At 62.5% G+C, this 15,737-nt stretch carries 13 protein-coding genes; 8 read left to right on the forward strand and 5 right to left on the reverse strand.

The features are described from left to right. Positions 1–60: 60 nt before the first annotated feature. Entirely contained in the window at positions 61–816 is a 756-nt protein-coding gene (locus tag IMZ29_RS03890; RefSeq protein ID WP_216180736.1) for a hypothetical protein, read from the reverse strand. A 583-nt stretch (positions 817–1,399) separates the two neighbouring features. Here IMZ29_RS03890 and IMZ29_RS03895 point away from each other — a divergent pair. Further along, positions 1,400–2,572 carry a DUF4268 domain-containing protein gene (locus IMZ29_RS03895; RefSeq protein WP_216180739.1) on the forward strand — a complete coding sequence of 391 codons (1,173 nt, stop codon included), beginning with the start codon at positions 1,400–1,402 and terminating at the stop codon, positions 2,570–2,572. A 48-nt stretch (positions 2,573–2,620) separates the two neighbouring features. Further along, complete coding sequence (locus IMZ29_RS03900; protein ID WP_216180741.1) at positions 2,621–2,917, forward strand: hypothetical protein; 297 nt, start codon at positions 2,621–2,623, stop codon at positions 2,915–2,917. 132 nt (positions 2,918–3,049) lie between these two features. On the opposite strand, the gene IMZ29_RS03905 is transcribed toward IMZ29_RS03900, so the two are convergent. Both IMZ29_RS03905 and IMZ29_RS23475 read right to left on the reverse strand, forming a co-directional pair. Continuing rightward, the gene (locus IMZ29_RS03905; protein ID WP_305852506.1) at positions 3,050–3,667 is read right to left on the reverse strand and encodes a Fic family protein; all 618 of its coding nucleotides are present in this window, start codon (positions 3,665–3,667) and stop codon (positions 3,050–3,052) included. Beyond that, positions 3,613–3,816, reverse strand: coding sequence for a Fic/DOC family N-terminal domain-containing protein (locus IMZ29_RS23475; RefSeq protein ID WP_305852507.1), 204 nt, complete (start codon positions 3,814–3,816; stop codon positions 3,613–3,615). Before IMZ29_RS23475 ends, IMZ29_RS03905 begins: the two co-directional genes overlap by 55 nt. A 275-nt stretch (positions 3,817–4,091) precedes the next feature. Between IMZ29_RS23475 and IMZ29_RS03910 the strand changes: the two genes are divergently transcribed. From IMZ29_RS03910 to IMZ29_RS03930, 4 genes are all read left to right on the forward strand, one after another. Next, entirely contained in the window at positions 4,092–4,589 is a 498-nt protein-coding gene (locus IMZ29_RS03910) for a (2Fe-2S)-binding protein (RefSeq protein ID WP_216180744.1), read from the forward strand. Then, on the forward strand, positions 4,586–6,874 hold the full coding sequence (locus IMZ29_RS03915; protein WP_216180746.1) for a xanthine dehydrogenase family protein molybdopterin-binding subunit: 2,289 nt from the start codon (positions 4,586–4,588) through the stop codon (positions 6,872–6,874). The genes IMZ29_RS03910 and IMZ29_RS03915 overlap by 4 nt, the downstream gene beginning before the upstream one ends. Continuing rightward, on the forward strand, positions 6,871–8,208 hold the full coding sequence (locus tag IMZ29_RS03920) for a c-type cytochrome (protein WP_216180748.1): 1,338 nt from the start codon (positions 6,871–6,873) through the stop codon (positions 8,206–8,208). The genes IMZ29_RS03915 and IMZ29_RS03920 overlap by 4 nt, the downstream gene beginning before the upstream one ends. Positions 8,209–8,741: 533 nt before the next feature. Beyond that, complete coding sequence (locus IMZ29_RS03930; RefSeq protein WP_216180751.1) at positions 8,742–9,371, forward strand: type II toxin-antitoxin system MqsA family antitoxin; 630 nt, start codon at positions 8,742–8,744, stop codon at positions 9,369–9,371. A gap of 510 nt (positions 9,372–9,881) precedes the next feature. Here the strand turns inward: IMZ29_RS03930 and IMZ29_RS03935 are convergent. After that, complete coding sequence (locus IMZ29_RS03935; protein WP_443083791.1) at positions 9,882–11,345, reverse strand: ATP-binding protein; 1,464 nt, start codon at positions 11,343–11,345, stop codon at positions 9,882–9,884. Continuing rightward, a complete protein-coding gene (locus IMZ29_RS03940; protein WP_216180753.1) occupies positions 11,342–13,699 on the reverse strand; it encodes an ATP-binding protein in 2,358 nt (785 codons plus the stop codon). The genes IMZ29_RS03935 and IMZ29_RS03940 overlap by 4 nt, the downstream gene beginning before the upstream one ends. Before the next feature lie 344 nt (positions 13,700–14,043). Between IMZ29_RS03940 and IMZ29_RS03945 the strand changes: the two genes are divergently transcribed. Together IMZ29_RS03945 and IMZ29_RS03950 are read left to right on the forward strand one after the other, a co-directional pair. Further along, positions 14,044–14,304: a helix-turn-helix domain-containing protein gene (locus IMZ29_RS03945; RefSeq protein WP_216180754.1), complete on the forward strand. Its 261-nt coding sequence runs from the start codon at positions 14,044–14,046 to the stop codon at positions 14,302–14,304. A gap of 3 nt (positions 14,305–14,307) precedes the next feature. After that, on the forward strand, positions 14,308–15,675 hold the full coding sequence (locus tag IMZ29_RS03950; RefSeq protein WP_253206768.1) for a type II toxin-antitoxin system HipA family toxin: 1,368 nt from the start codon (positions 14,308–14,310) through the stop codon (positions 15,673–15,675). The last annotated feature ends 62 nt before the right edge of the window (positions 15,676–15,737 follow it).

Below are 15,737 nucleotides of genomic sequence, written 5' to 3' on the forward strand. Positions count from 1 at the left end.
CCGTGACGTGCGCCACTTCTGGCAATTGAAGAGGATTGGGATTGCCAACACCCGACGCATTCAACCGTCGTCGGCGCTATTCTCCAATCTTTGCAAGATACCCATTAAGGTTTTGGCCGTTTCGGTTTCGCCTGCTTCCACCGCGGCGACGATCTGCTTGCGTAGGGCAGCAATCTCCACCTCATTAGCCTGCGAAAGCCCCGCGCGCACTGCATGCCTTGTCGCCTCGTCGATTCCAGCATGACGGATGATCTTCGCATCTTCTCGCTGCTGGTTCGCCCTGCGCAGATGTTCTATCTTCTCGCTACTTTTTCCACGCGCCCAACGTGCAGCCTGCCAAAGCGTTACAACAATAAGAATTCCGCCAACGAAAAGCACGAAAAAGCTAACGATTAGTTCGTTCTGTTTTTCGCGAATTTGAGCTTGCGCTATACGTTTCGCAACATTCTTCAAACGACCGATTTCTTCAGCAAACCGGAGAAGATTGAATTTTCCGGCCTGGCTCTCGCTAATTTTGCCGTCAAAAACCGACACCGTGTGTCTGTATAGAGTGACAGCAAGTGCATCCTCAACGGCCGATGCTTTTCTGGAAAAATCAGAGGTTTGCCATGCATAGCGCGTCGATGGCAACCGCTCTCCCTCGTACTCCAGCGTGTATTGCGCTCCGCCTCGCGCCGACAGAGAGACGCGCGGCTCGGGACAAGCAAGGCCGCTCGGCCAACCCATAAACTTTGAGATCGACGCCGGCCTGCATTCGGCAGATAACCCTACCGCAACGTCAGGGGTCAGCTTCCATCGAGTGTGATCAACGGACACGTCGGGTTCCACGGCTACTAACCCATGTTTAGACGCAGTACGGTCACTGGCCACGGCCCCATTGCAGACACCGGCGGCCGAAGCAACGACGATTGCGAGAAATGATCTAAAGAGGTGCATCAAAACAAGTCTAGAAAAGGAAACCCCGATTGGGTCTGTAGTAACAAGGGCTCAGCAACGCTGCTGGTAGAGCCGCCACCGGAACCCAGCGGCAGCCGTAAACCTGAGAATTAAGGCCGGGCGCGGCCCGCTAAGCTAGGCTTGTGCCTCTACGCGGGACGTACAACGGCCAGCAACTGCCCCAGGCGACGTGTCCGCTCACTCCATCCCGCGCACGGCCTGAGCCAGCTGATCCGAGACGTCCCTCAGGCAAGACGAGAATCTTTCTGTATGGTGCCAGCGACAGGGAGCAGCTCCGCCGGCCAGGGGTGCGGAATGATAACCGTGAAGCCCGGCGACGTTGACTCAGTCTGCGTCAACGCGCTTCGTTCGTTTACTCCGCTCTTGGATGTTCGCACTCCGGTACTATGGCGTTGCCCGCCGTCAGCAAAACGCAGAAGCACCGACATCACAGGCCCACCACATGTTTCGCATCAACCACGCGTCCAATCGCATCACCAAGCTCAAGGAAGTGCGCTTTTCTGAGCTGGGCTTTACGGAAAGACATCACCTCCAAGAATGGCTTGCCAATCAGCCCGACGCGTTAGGCGAAGAACTGCTGATCATCCAGAAAGAGTTCGACGGCTTCGACGACACACGCGAGCGGCTCGATCTGCTTGCTATCGACAAAGACGGCAACCTGGTCATCATCGAGAACAAGCTGGACGATTCGGGCAAGGATGTGGTTTGGCAAGCGTTGAAGTACGCCTCCTACTGCTCCACCCTATCTAAATCGCAGATCGCAGAGATCTTCCAGAAGTACCTGGACAAGGCGAACCCAGGTCAAGATGCGAAGGCGCTGATCTGCGAGTTTCTGCAGGAGGAAGCCTTCGCCGACGTCGTGCTGAATCCCGGTAACGACCAACGACTGATTCTAGTTGCAGCACAGTTCCGTAAGGAAGTGACGTCCACCGTGTTGTGGCTGCTCAAACACCGGGTTTTTGTGAAATGCTTCCGAGCCACGCCCTTCCAGGACGGTCAGGACCTTTTCCTTACCGTCGAGCAAGTGATTCCACTGCCCGAAGCCGAAGAACTGATGATTGGCATCTCTGAGAAAGAGGACGAAGAGCACTCGGCAGAGCGCGGGCTGGCGACACGGCATCAGCTTCGCGCAGAGTTCTGGCACGCTGCGCTCGAGGCACTGCGTGCCCGAGGAGTGACGCTGTACAGCAACGTCAGCCCTGGTCGCGACCACTGGCTTAATGCTGGTTCCGGAATGAGCGGAGTGCACTACTCCATGGTTTTCAATCGCGACGAGGCCCGTGTGGATTTTGCGCTGAGCGCTCGACCCAAGGAAGCCAACAAGGCCATGTTCGACTATCTCATTTCGCGCCGAGCCGAACTAGAGGCTGCATTCGGAGGGCCACTGATATGGCGCCGTATGGATGACAAGAAGGTGTCGCTGATTGAGTGCGCAGCACCATTCGCTGGCCACGACCGACAAAGCTGGCCTGCGATGATCGACTGGCTCGTCGAGCACGTGCGGCGCATGGAGCAGGCTTTCGACCCTGAGGTGCCGGCATTGCGGCAACTGGTGCGGACGCGGTTCGCGAGGGATGTAGCGACAGACGAGCCGGGAGGCTTGGAGAACGGTTGAGGGCATCGCAGACTACTTCGCCAGAACCGCAAACATGGATTGCATCCTATGGATCACGACAAGCTCGTCAGACGGCTGAACTCAGTGGGCAAGCAGGCCTTCGTCGACTACTACGAACTCTTCGAAAAGCACTCACAAGGCAGGTTTTCCAAGGACGAGGTGATCAACGAGCTTGAGCGGTGCGGGGTCAGCAATCCCGCCGGCGCCGCGATCAGGGCAGGCAGCGCAAAAGCGATATTTGACGCCGGTCTGGAACTCGCCGCGCTGGCCATCGTGGTGCAGTCCAGGCGAGTGCCTGCGTCGACCTCGGAGGCAGCGAGACGACTTCTACGTCTACGCGAATAGCCGGGCTTTGTCGTGCGTTGCGCCCGTCGGCGATCAATACCCAGGGGTACCTGCTTCAGGACGGCTTCCTTGATCAACGCGAGGCTGGGCATTAACCCATGCTTTTGGCTGCTCCTGTCACGCATTCCGTGTTCATGCATACGTCTCGAAGCGGTCGGTGTCCCGACTGAGCAATTGCATCAGCTTGGGATGTATGAAGAGCTTTTCCTTTCCAAGCGGCATTTCGCGCAACACACCCAGGTCGGCCAAATCGTGTAGATAGCGCGAAGCGGCCTGACGTTGAGCAATGCCCTTGTCCACCAGGTTTCCGATGCGGCAGTAGGGCTGCTCGAAGATGACATCAACCAACTCGCGTGTGTAGATCTTCGGCAGGCGCGTGCGCACATACTCGGTGGTGTGCTCGGCCAGCTTGCGAATGGCCGCGATCTTTCCCGTGGTCCATTTCGACGTATCGGCCACGCCTTGCAGCATGAAAAGTAGCCAGGGCTCCCAGGCACCGTCGCGCGTCACACCAAGCAGCAGTCTGTAGTAGTCGGCCTTCTGAGCGATGACATGGCGGCTCAGGTAAAGGATCGGCAGGTTCAACAACCCTTCCTGTATGAGGTATAGGATGTTGAGCACGCGGCCGGTGCGGCCGTTGCCATCAGTGAACGGGTGTATGGCCTCGAATTGGTAGTGGCCAACGGCCATACGGATCAACGGATCCAGATCGGTCTGGTTGTGCAGAAAGCGCTCCCAGTTGGCCAGCAACTCACGCGGTAACGCAAAGCTTCTTTAGTGGCAGGGTCGGCGTTGTCGCCGCCCTGCGCATACTGGAACTGTTGATCGGTCGTCGTGACGATGTTCTCGATTTCCGAGCTGTCTTTGGCCTCCAGTAGCGGAAGGGTGTTGATCAGCATCGCCTGGTTGGGAATCAGCTCGGCTGCCTGTTTTCAGCTTATGTCGTCGCCAGCGACACTTCAACGACTCATGTCTTCATTTAGCCGAAACGGCGACATGTGGCGGGGTTGATCGGGGTGACGGGCGAGTTCATGCACCACTATGGCACATGAATTGCTGTCTAGCATGACGGCGTTTTGCCGTCGCGCCCTTGTTCTCTCTGGGCCGCCATGTGTGCAGGCCGCCTTCACGCACGACGCGCGCCGGGTTCAAGGGCAATTTTTACAAGTTGCTCATGACACCAGCTCCACTCACCCTGTCCGTCAATGGCCAGGAGCACCGCGTCACCGCACGCGCCGATGCGCCCCTTCTCTACATCCTCCGCAACGATCTGGGCCTGAACGGGCCCAAGTACGGTTGCGGTCAGGGCGAGTGTGGCGCCTGCATGGTCACTATCGATGGCAAGGCGGCGCGCTCCTGTAGCGTGCCTGCCGGCGCAATCACGGGCCGGCCGGTGGTCACATTGGAAGGGCTGGCGCAGGGCGACGCGCTGCATGCCGTGCAACAAGCCTTCATCGACGAGCAGGCCGCGCAGTGCGGCTACTGCATCAACGGCATGATCATGACGACGGTGGCGCTGCTCGCGCGCAATCCGCGTCCGGATGACGCCACCATTCGCCAGGCGCTTGCCCACAACCTGTGCCGGTGCGGCACGCACATCGAGATTCTGCGGGCGGTGCGCCGCGCGGCGGGCCGCCCTGCCGATGGCTCGGATGAGGGAGCCCCGGCATGAAGACCACGCGACGCGGGTTTCTCAAGGGCATGGGCTATGTGCTGGTGGCCTACGCCGCCCCGCTGCCTCTCATGAAGGATGCGTACGCCGCTGCGGGGCCTGGCGGTGACACGGGTGTGAAGCTCGTGCCGGGCGACCGGGTGGAGTCGTTCATCGCGGTGACGGCCGAAGGCAACGTCATTGGGCACAACGGCCATGTGGACCTCGGCACCGGGCTTCGCACGGCCTATGCGCAGATCGTGGCCGAGGAGCTGGACGTGCCGCTCGCGCGCGTCAGCATGGTCCTGGGCGATAGCGACCGTACGCCCAACCAGGGCCCGACGATTGCCAGCGCCTCGATTCAGACGGCGGCCGTGCCCATGCGGCGTGCGGCTGCCCAGGCCCGCGCGTATCTGGTGAATGCCGCTGCCACCCGCTGGGGCGTGGACGCCGCCACCCTGACGGTGGGCGACGGCCAGATCCGCAATCCGGCCACGGGCGCCACGCTGGATTACGCCGAGCTGCTCGAAGGCCGTCAGGTGGAGATGGCGCTGGATGAGGATGCGCCCATCAAGGATCCCGCTACCTATCGCATCGTGGGTCAATCGATTCCGCGCGTGGACATCCCGGCCAAGGTCACGGGCGGCGACATCTACGTACACGACGTGCGTCTGCCCGACATGCTGCACGCCCGGCTCATTCACCCGCCGTACCCGGGGCGCGACGCCGGCGATTTCGTGGGCGGCGTGCTGCGGTCGTACGACGCGGATTCCCTGGGCGACTTGAAGCCCGCCGTGCGCATCGTGCGTCTGGGTGACGTGCTGGGGGTGCTGGCAGAACGCGAAGAGGATGCGATTCTGGCGTCGCGGCGGCTTGCCGTGACGTGGGCGGACGTGCCTGCCTTGCGCGACATGAGCGACCTGGCCACGGTGCTGGACAAGAATCCGGATTCGCTGCGCGAGCTGGCCGATGAAGGCGACGTGCAGGCCGCCTTGAACGGTGATGGCATCATCCAGCGCGCCACCTATGTCTGGCCCTATCAGATGCATGGTTCGATCGGGCCGTCGTGTTCGGTGGCGCACTGGGAAGACGATGGCGTCACCATCTGGACGGGATCGCAGAATCCGCACAATCTGCACGAGGATCTGACCAAGCTGCTGGGTCTGCCGCCGGAGCGCATTCGTCTGCGCCGGTTGGAAGCGGCCGGCTGCTATGGCCGCAATTGCGCTGACGACGTCAGTGCGGAGGCCGCGCTGCTGGCACGCGAGGCGGGCCGCCCCGTGCGCCTGCAATACATGCGCGAAGACGAGCACCAGTGGGAGCCCAAGGGTACGGCGCAGCTGATGCAGGTGCACGGCGGGCTGACGGCAGCGGGCACGCTGGCCTACGATTTCCGGGTGAGCTACCCCTCCAATGGCGCGCCGCTCATGGCCTCGCTCTACACGGGCCAGGCCGATGCGGACCCGCTCGTCTTCGAGATGGGCGACCGCACGGCCATCCCGCAATACCGCGTGCAGGACAAGCGCATCGTGGCCCGCGACATGCCGCCCATCGTGCGGGCCTCGTGGCTGCGCGGCGTGGCGGCACTGCCGAACGTGTTCGCGCATGAATCCTTCATGGATGAGCTCGCGGTGGCCGCGGGCGAGGACCCGATCGCCTTCCGCCTTCGGTTCATGGAAGACCCCCGGCCCATCGCCCTGACGAAGGCCGTGGCCGAGCGGGCCGGCTGGCAGCCACGCGCGCGCCCGAACCCGCAGGCACGTCGCGCGGATGGCCTGCTGGCGGGCCGTGGCTTCTCGCAGCATCAATACGTGCATGGCGCGTTTCCCGGCACGGGTGCGGCCTGGTGCGCCTGGGTGGCGGACGTGCTGGTGGATCCTGCCACGGGCTACGTGCGGGTCGAGCGCGTGACCGTGGCGCACGATTGTGGCGAGATGATCAACCCGGCCGGCGTGCGCCATCAGGTGCACGGCAATGTGGTGCAGACGGTGAGCCGATCCTTGAAGGAGCACGTGCACTTCGATGCGCACGGGGTGACGGATCGCAGCTGGGGCGGCTATCCGATCCTGACCTTCCCTGAGGTGCCGCAGATCGACGCGGTGCTGATGCCGGGCAACGGCAATCCGCCGCTGGGCGCGGGGGAATCGGCCTCGGTGCCGGGCCCCGCCGCCATTGCCAACGCCATCTTCGATGCCACCGGCGTGCGGCTGCGCGAGGCGCCGTTCTTGCCCGAACGGGTCAAGGCAGGCATGGACGCGCTGCAAGCGCAGAAGAATGACCAGGATCAGGCCGGGAGGACCGCATGAGCCGGCTTCGCAAGTACACCCTCATCGTCGTGCTGCTGATCGTGCTGGGCATCGGCGGCTTCGTGGCTTACGCCTGGCGCGCCGCCATTGCGCCCATCGCGCCGCCGCAGGCCGACAGCTTCGATACCACGCTGGTGGAGCAGGGCCGCCTGGTGGCCGCCGCCGGCAACTGCATGGAGTGCCATACCGCCAGCGGCGGCACGCCTTACGCGGGCGGCCACGTGATGAAGACGCCCTTCGGCGAGATCATCTCCACCAACATCACGCCCGATCCGGAACACGGCATTGGCCAGTGGTCGCTGGCGGCCTTCACACGCGCCATGCGCGAAGGCGTGGCGCGCGACGGCAGCCATCTCTACCCGGCGTTTCCGTACACCGCCTTCACGAAGATGTCGGACGAGGACATCCACGCCGTCTACGCGTACCTCATGTCGCGCCCGGCCGAGCCCGTCTCGCCGCCTGAGACTGACCTGCCCTTCCCCTTCAACCAGCGCGCGCTGGTGGCCGGCTGGAATCTGCTCTTCCTGGACAAGGGCGTGTACCAGCCCGACCCCGCCCAGGATGCCGAGTGGAACCGCGGCGCCTACCTGGTGCACGGCGCGGCCCACTGCATGGCCTGCCATTCGCCGCGCAACGCGCTGGGCGCGGAAAAGGACGGCAAGCACTTCCTGGCCGGTGGCGACGTGGACGGCTGGCATGCGCCTGCGCTCAACGCCGACGCGCCGGCTGCCGTGCCCTCGACGCAAGAGGCCTTGTTCCAGTACCTGCGCCATGGCCACACCGCTGACCAAGGCACGGCCAATGGCTCGATGGCCCCGGTGATTGCGCACGGCACCTCGGTGATCCCGGAATCCGATGTGCGCGCCATTGCTCGGTACATTGCCTCGTACACGGGCGAGGCATCGCCCCAAGCCGTGGAAGACGCGCGCAAGGCTGCCAACGACAGGGCGGCCGAAGCCACGCGTGGCCTGGACACCGATGGCGCGCGCATCTACGCGATGACCTGCGTCGCCTGCCATGAAGCCGCCCCTCAGGGCGAACGCTTCGGCGCGCAGCAGCCCCTGTGGTTGGGCTCCACGCTGTATCTGGACAAGCCGGACAATCTGCTTCGCTTCGTGCTGGAAGGCGTGCAGGCACCCGCCGATCCCTCGCTAGGCTTCATGCCGCCGTTCAAGGATTATCTGAGTGATGCGCAGTTGAAGTCGCTCACGCAGTATCTGCGCACGGAACTGGCCGGGCAGCCGGCGTGGGAAGGGATGGATGAGGCGATTGAGCGGGTGCGGAAGGGGGAGGCGAATCCGATGTGGCTAGCGACAGGGGCGTCAAACACCTGAGGCCGCACAAGACGCCCCTGCATCACTCTGCTTTGCGAAGTGCGCAAATGCGTTGTCGCGAAGTCTCCGATAGACTGCGACATCAAGTAACATTCAGCGCCACTGAACGCATACCATGATGGTAAGATCAGTCGTATCAGAGTATTGTGACGCACCTCCCATAGAGGGCGTGTTGAAAATCGCGGGGCCGCTATACGATCTGGGTAGAGTCAAGGCACTTGCCAGCTCTGTTCAAGCCCTGACTATCGTTACTCGAAAATGTCGACGTGACATTGCGAATCTTTTTGGGTCAAACCATCAGGATGTTGCAGACCTGATTTGCTCGCTGAACCAGTCGGATTATCACGACTCCGAATGGTGTGAAGTGAGTCCTAAGTCTTTGGCGGCATGCGATGCCTACAGAGTCAAACGGCGTGAGTACGATTTGCGTACGGACCAGACCTTGTCGATCAATTACTACGTGAAGTTTGCCATCGGGCGCGGTGGCAAACTATTGCTGCTCGTGTCCACGCACCTGTCATCTTGAGATAACCATGACTCATTCTTCCGTATGTGAAATCTGCGGACAGGGTCACATTGTTGAGCAATGCGACCCACTTGATGTGACCTACAAGGGCGTGACGTCAGCAGTCCCGCAGTACTTTCTGGTCTGCGATGCTTGCGAGATCGAACAAAGCGGATCTGAGCAGGGAAAAAAAAACCGCCGTGCGGTCACGGCATTTCGAAAAAGTGTCGACGGCTTGCTATCTGGCACGGAAATTAAGGCGTTGCTTGAACAGTATCACCTGACTCAGGCTGACGCTGCCCAGCTGTTCGGTGGCGGGCCAGTGGCATTCAGCAAGTATGTCAACGACGAGGTTGCTCAGTCTGAGTCGATGGACACTTTGTTGAGACTGGTGCGAAGAAGCCCCTCGGTTCTCGCCGAATTGGCGGCGATGAAAGGGATATCTGTGATGACGGCAAGCAAAATATCTCATCAAAAGAAAACGCATTCCGAGACCATGAGAATCGTGCGACGGCGATTTGCTTTCAAGATCGACCATGTTGAATACGCTAATAGTGACGAGCGATCTATGGACATCAGATCTTCTAGAGGACCGGTTGCTGGAAGAACAAGACCTGTGCGTTCGACTCGTTCATTCGAGCAGTACCCCAGCTCTTGATTGAATGGGCACGAGGAACATAATGTGATGGCGAAACTTGACGTGCATCCCCGGCTGGCTGGTTGGCGCGTGGTGACATTCCAGGGTCACGTAGATCCTGACGACTGGCCTGACACTTCAAACCCCGTGTCGATGGAGGTCGACCGGAAAATAGAGGTGTCTCTCGCCATACCCGAGGCAGATGACGCTCCCCCTATTGCTTTGGTCGACGTGTGGCTAGTGGGCTCGACAGCCGGTGATGAAGAAAGCCTTATCGTATGTGAAGCACGTTATCAGTTCCAATTTGCGTATCCAGAACCTGTGCGTGCGGGTACCGTTGCATCGCACTTCGAGGACGACACGCTTCAATATAGTTTGGTGTCTCAAGCCCATCCAGTGGCTTGGTGTCATTTCCAACAAGCTATCCTGCCGTTCGGGATGAGGGCCCCAGACTTACCCATGGGTGTTTAGCATGTGAGCATGGCGCGGCGTCCTCGCATTCTTCGCCGCCAGTGCGCCACCCACTGAGCCTCACCCTGCGACCAAGTCCCGCACCTTGAGCGCGAACGCCTCCAGATCGAACGGCTTGGTCATGATGTTCATGCCGTGTTCCAGGTGGCCGTGGTTCAGGACGGCGTTCTCGGCGTAGCCCGTGACGAACAGGATGGGAAGGCCGGGACGCAGCTTGCGCGCTGCGTCGACCAGTTGCCGGCCGTTCATGCCATTGGGTAAGCCCACGTCGGTGATGAGCAGATCAATACGGGCGTCCGAATCCAGCACCGCCAGACCGGACTGCCCATCCCCAGCTTCGATCACCGTGTAGCCAAGCTCTTCAAGCACGTCCATGGCCAGCATGCGCACCAGCGGTTCGTCGTCGACGACGAGGATGGTCTGCCCGGCGCGGGCCTTGGCCAGGGCTTCCGTGGTGGCCGGCGATTCGCTTGGCGCGTCGCCCAGGTGCCGCGGCAGGTAGATGCAGACCGTCGTGCCCTTGCCCAGTTCGGAGTAGATGTGCACCTGGCCGCCGGATTGGCGCGCGAAGCCGTAGATCATCGACAGGCCCAGGCCCGTGCCCACGCCGATCGGCTTGGTGGTGAAGAAAGGATCGAACGCCTTGCCCACCGTCTCGCGCGACATGCCCTCGCCATTGTCCGTCACGCACATCGACACGTATTGCCCGGGCGGCAGGTCACGCTCCCGGGCAGCGCGCTCGTGCAGCCACCGATTGGCCGTCTCGATCGTGATGCGTCCGCCATGCGGCATGGCGTCGCGCGCGTTGATGCACAGGTTGAGCAGCGCATTCTCGAGCTGGTTGGAATCGACGAGCACGTTCCAGATGCCGCCCCCGGCCACGCTTTCGACGTGGATGGCCGGGCCTACCGTGCGCCGGATCAACTCCTCCATCCCCATGATGAGCGAATTGATGACGGTGGGCTTGGGCTCGAGCGTTTGCCGCCGCGAGAACGCCAGCAGACGATGCGTGAGCGCGGCCGCCCGGCGCGATGCCCCCTGTGCCGCCACCAGGTAGCGATCAAGCTCGGTGACGCGGCCTTGCGTGATGCGCGACTTCATCAGCTCGAGCGAGCCTGAGATGCCGGCCAGGAGGTTGTTGAAGTCGTGGGCGAGGCCGCCGGTGAGCTGGCCGACCGCCTCCATCTTCTGCGACTGGCGCAGCGCGTCCTCCATGTGGCGCTGGTCCGTCACGTCACGGGCCACGCAATACAGCAGCCCGTTCTCCGGCACCGCCGTCCAGTTGAGCGTGCGGTAGCTGTCGTCCTTGGTGCGGATGCGGTTCTCGAAATCGAACGTGGTGCGCCCGTCGGCCAGGTTGCCGATCTCCGAGCGCGTCTTCATGATGTCGTCCGGGTGCTCCATCCACTCGGAGGTGCGTCCGACGATCTCCTCGGCGTCCCAGCCCAGCACCCGCGTCCAGGCCGGATTGACCGACAGCCAGACGCCGCGGTCGTCAGCCACGCCGATCAGGTCCTGGCTCACCGCCCACATCCGGTCCCGCTCCCGCGTGCGTTGCGCGACGGTCTGCGTGAGGGTTTCGTTGTCCCGGCCCAGGCGCAGCGCGGTTTCGCGGCGCAGTCGGGCCAACCGCAACGCGCCTTCGACGCGCGCCAGCAGCTCGCGCGAGCTGAACGGCTTGACGAGATAATCGTCCGCCCCGGCTTCGATGCCCTGGATCGCCGCCTCCTGCCCGCCCGCGCCGAGAGCAGGATGATGGGCAGCTCGGCGGTGCGCGCATCGGCGCGCAGCGCCTGGATCACGCCGAAGCCGTCGAGATTCGGCATCATCACATCGGACAGGATCAGCTCGGGTGGGTCATCCAGCGCCGCCTGCACGGCCTGGATCCCGTCCTCGACCGCCTGGACGCGGTAGCCGCTCGCCTGCAGCAGACGCGCGACATAGCCGCGCATGTCGCTGTTGTCGTCGGCAAGCAGGATCCGCTCGCCCTGACCTTGCTCGCGTTCGGTTTCGGGTTCTGGCGTGAGGTCGACCACGGGCGTCTCGGTGCCAGCATCCGGCAGCCAGCGCAGCGCTTCTGCCACGAAGGTCTCGGCACCGATCGCCGTCGACGACAGGGCAGGCTCGGCGCGTGCCCCATCCCCTGCGGGCGCCGTGCCGAAAGGCAGCGTCACCGTGAAGACGGACCCGACGCCGACCTGGCTTTGGACGTCGACCGTGGCGTCATGCAGCGCCGCCAGATCCTTGACCAGGGCCAGCCCGATGCCCGTACCTTCATGCGTGCGGCCCACCTGCCCTTCGATCCGGTGGAACCGATCGAAGACGCGCGGCAGCTCCTCCGGCGGAATCCCCACGCCCGAGTCTTCGACCTGCAGCAGGACGGCACCCACGCGCTCGGTGAGGCGCACCTCGATATGGCCCGACAACGTGTACTTGAAGGCGTTCGACAGCAGATTGAGAACGATCTTCTCCCACATCTGCCGATCGACCATGACGGGACGCGACAAGGGCTCGCACACCACACGGAACGTGAGGCCGGCGCGCTCCATGGCCATCTCGAAACTGCGCGCGAGCTCGATCGTGCAGGCGCTCAGGTCCACCGGCTCGACGTTCGCGCGCACGCTGCCCGCTTCGATGCGGGAGAAGTCCAGCAGCGTATTGACCAGACGAAGCAGGCGCTGGCCGTTGCGCCCGACGAGTTCGATGTCCTCGCGGGGCACGCGCAAGTCGCCCGATGCGTCGGGATCCCGCGCCAGCATGTCCTCCAGCGGCCCGAGCATCAGGGTCAGCGGGGTGCGGAATTCATGGCTGGCGTTCGAGAAGAACACCGTTTTGGCGCGATCGAGCTCAGCCAGCTGTTCGGCCCGCCGGCGCTCTGCCTCGTAGACCTCGGCATTGTTGATGGCTGTCGAGACGTGCGCGGCAGCCCGCTCGAGCAGTGTGCCGTAGGCCGCGTCATAGCGCCGTCGGGCGCTGATGCCAAATACCAGAAACCCATGGGGCTCGCCTGCCCTGGCGCTCTGGATCGGCACGATCGCGGCTTCCTCGATCGGCTCGGGCCAGGGCGCGCGTGGCAAGCTGTCCGGATACCGCGGCGCGAGCCCACCCATCGGCGTCGCGCGCGCCGTGCTCAGCATGGTCTGCAACGGCCAGGGCGCGGCAGCGCCCGAGCCGTCTACCTGCACCGGCGCGAGATCGCTTCCGGCAGCCACCCCTGCCGACGCCACGAGCCGATAGCCGCTCGGGCCCTCGCGTAGATACGCCAGGCAGACGGGCGCCTCTTCCGGCATCGTCGTCAGCGCGTTGACCGCGGCCGTGCAGGCCTCCTGCGCGGTGCGTGCCTGCGACGTCTGCTCCGAGACTTCACGCAGCAGGCGCTCGCGCCGCTCCGAGAGCACCCGAAGCGTCGTCTCCGTCACCGCCGTGAAAATGCCCTCCACATCGCCATTCTCGCCGCGCACCGGCGAGTAGCTGTAGTAGAAGTAGCATTCCTCGACATAGCCGTACCGGTTCAATGGCAGCAACTGATCCTCAGACCAAGTGGCCTCGCCCGTGGACATGACGTGATCGAACATGGGCCCGATGATGTCCCAGATCTCCGCCCATACCTCGGCCGCAGGACGGCCCAGCGCCCAGGGATGCTTGCGCCCAGGCACTGGCGACCACGCATCGTTGTAGATGAGCGCGCGGGCTTCACCCCAGTAGAGCACCATGGGAAAGCGCGAACCCAGACATATCGAGACGGCCGAGCGCAACGCGGACGACCACCCCTGAACCGGACCCAGCGGCGTATCCGCCCAGTCCTTCTCGCGCATGAGCCGCGCCATCTCGCCCGGCACGTCGAGAAACGCGAGCCGGGAATCTTTCTGCGTAGTCAAAGGGGGCACCATCTGGGCGTCGAATCACCCGGTCGTCGCGGGCAAGGATCGCCCGCCGCGGATGCGGCGATGATACCTGCGAAGAACGCCGATGCGGTTGCGCTCGAACGCCTACATGCCAGCCGCGATGGCTAAGGCGGCCTGACCAGGCCGACGGGTGAGAATTCACGCGGGTAGCCAGCGAATGAAATGCTGTTGGCAAAAGGAGGCGAGGCTGATCAGCTCACAGTCAACAAACTGTAGCTTGTAAAATCAGATAACAAACTATAATTTGTTTATTGGATTGAGTGCCTGACGAATCACAACCTATAATTTGTTTAAGTGAAATACAACGCAAGGCTTGTATGGCCGACTTCACCGTCCGAACCGCTCAGCAGCTTCCCGCCCTCCTGCACGCGCTTCGCAAAGACTCGGGGCTCACGCAGGCTGCCGTTGCCACGCGCCTGGGCATTACCCAGCAGGCCTACTCCGCGATGGAGCGCAATGCCGACACGGTCGGCTTCGACCGCCTCCTGCAGCTGCTGAGCATTCTTGGTGCAGAGCTAGTCCTGCGACAAGGTGGTAAGCCTGCGTCGAGCACGGTATCCACAGGGCCGAATTGGTAAGCCATGGCTCGCAGTTCACTTCATCGAACGCTGCGCCTGTGGATGAACGGCACCTGCGTGGGCACATGGAGCATTCACCCATCAGGCGATGTGCTTCAGTATGACGAGACCTGGGTAGCATCGGATCAGGGCCGTCCGTTATCGCTGTCATTGCCTTTTCTCCCGGGCAACAAGCCGCATCGAGGTACTGTCGTTCGAAACTACTTCGAGAATCTGCTTCCAGATAGCAAGGAAATTCGAGAGCGCGTTGCGCGCAGGTTTCAGGCTGGCTCGATAGACGCCTTTTCGCTGCTGGCCGAGATAGGCCGCGATTGCGTGGGCGCACTGCAAATCCTGCCCGAGGCAACGACGCCTGACAATATACGGACAATACAAGGGACGCGGCTGACCGAATCCGACGTCGCACAGCTACTGCGCAGCACCCTGAAGCCGGCACCGCTGCGAGGCAGAGATCGTGAGGACGACGACTTTCGCATCTCGATCGCCGGCGCGCAGGAAAAGACCGCCCTGCTCCACGTGGAGGGCCAGTGGTGTCTGCCTCATGGCGCGACGCCCACCACGCATATTCTCAAGCTGCCGCTAGGCCAGGTGGGTGGCATGAACGCAGACATGAGCGATTCCGTCGAGAACGAGTGGCTGTGCTCAGAGATCCTTCGCGCCTATGGTCTGCCCGTCGCCCGAACCACGCCACTTCGGTTCGAAGACATGAAAGTGTTGGCGGTCGAGCGGTTTGATCGACGGTGGTGGCACGATCCGAACGGCGAACGCTGGCTTATCCGGTTGCCTCAGGAGGATATATGCCAGGCAACCGGCACTGCGCCTCACCTCAAATACGAGGCTGACGGCGGACCTGGCATGCGCGCCATCCTGAAGCTGCTCGCCACGGCACAAGAACCGGAACGCGACAGGTCGTGCTTCTTTCAAGCTCAAGTGCTGTTCTGGATGCTCAGGGCCCCCGATGGACACGCCAAGAACTTCAGCATCGCGCTGCGTCCCGGCGGTGCGTACGCCCTGACGCCGCTCTACGACGTACTCTCCGCCTACCCCGTGCTGGGTACTGGCGCGGGCCAGATATCACCCTTCAAGGTGAAGATGGCCATGGCCATGGCCTTGCGGTCAAAGAACGCGCATTATCGAATGGCAGCGATCCAACGCAGGCATTGGTTGACCATGGGCGCCGAACAAGGCGTGGTCTCGCCTGACGGCCGTGGCGCCGAGGCACTCATCGATGATCTGGTGCGGCGCACACCTGAAGTCATCCAGACAGTCAGCGCGCTATTGCCGACTGAATTCCCCCGCGCGGTGGCCGAAAGTATTTTTGAAGGATTGGCGACAGCCGCAACTGCATTGAGCGACCGCGTAAGCTCCTGACTCGACGACACCGCAGCCGATGTTGAATCGGATGCGCCAAGAACTCGCCAGAGTTTCCCCAC

The organism is Verticiella alkaliphila, from assembly GCF_018904615.1.
GTDB lineage: Bacteria > Pseudomonadota > Gammaproteobacteria > Burkholderiales > Burkholderiaceae_B > Verticiella > Verticiella alkaliphila.

Coding starts and splice junctions, on each gene's coding strand:
- IMZ29_RS23475 (WP_305852507.1), bottom strand. CDS start 3,816: ATGCTGATCAACACCCTTCCGCTACTGGAGGCCAAAGACAGCTCGGAA.
- IMZ29_RS03895 (WP_216180739.1), top strand. CDS start 1,400: ATGTTTCGCATCAACCACGCGTCCAATCGCATCACCAAGCTCAAGGAA.
- IMZ29_RS03910 (WP_216180744.1), top strand. CDS start 4,092: ATGACACCAGCTCCACTCACCCTGTCCGTCAATGGCCAGGAGCACCGC.
- IMZ29_RS03900 (WP_216180741.1), top strand. CDS start 2,621: ATGGATCACGACAAGCTCGTCAGACGGCTGAACTCAGTGGGCAAGCAG.
- IMZ29_RS03930 (WP_216180751.1), top strand. CDS start 8,742: ATGACTCATTCTTCCGTATGTGAAATCTGCGGACAGGGTCACATTGTT.
- IMZ29_RS03945 (WP_216180754.1), top strand. CDS start 14,044: ATGGCCGACTTCACCGTCCGAACCGCTCAGCAGCTTCCCGCCCTCCTG.
- IMZ29_RS03915 (WP_216180746.1), top strand. CDS start 4,586: ATGAAGACCACGCGACGCGGGTTTCTCAAGGGCATGGGCTATGTGCTG.
- IMZ29_RS03920 (WP_216180748.1), top strand. CDS start 6,871: ATGAGCCGGCTTCGCAAGTACACCCTCATCGTCGTGCTGCTGATCGTG.
- IMZ29_RS03950 (WP_253206768.1), top strand. CDS start 14,308: ATGGCTCGCAGTTCACTTCATCGAACGCTGCGCCTGTGGATGAACGGC.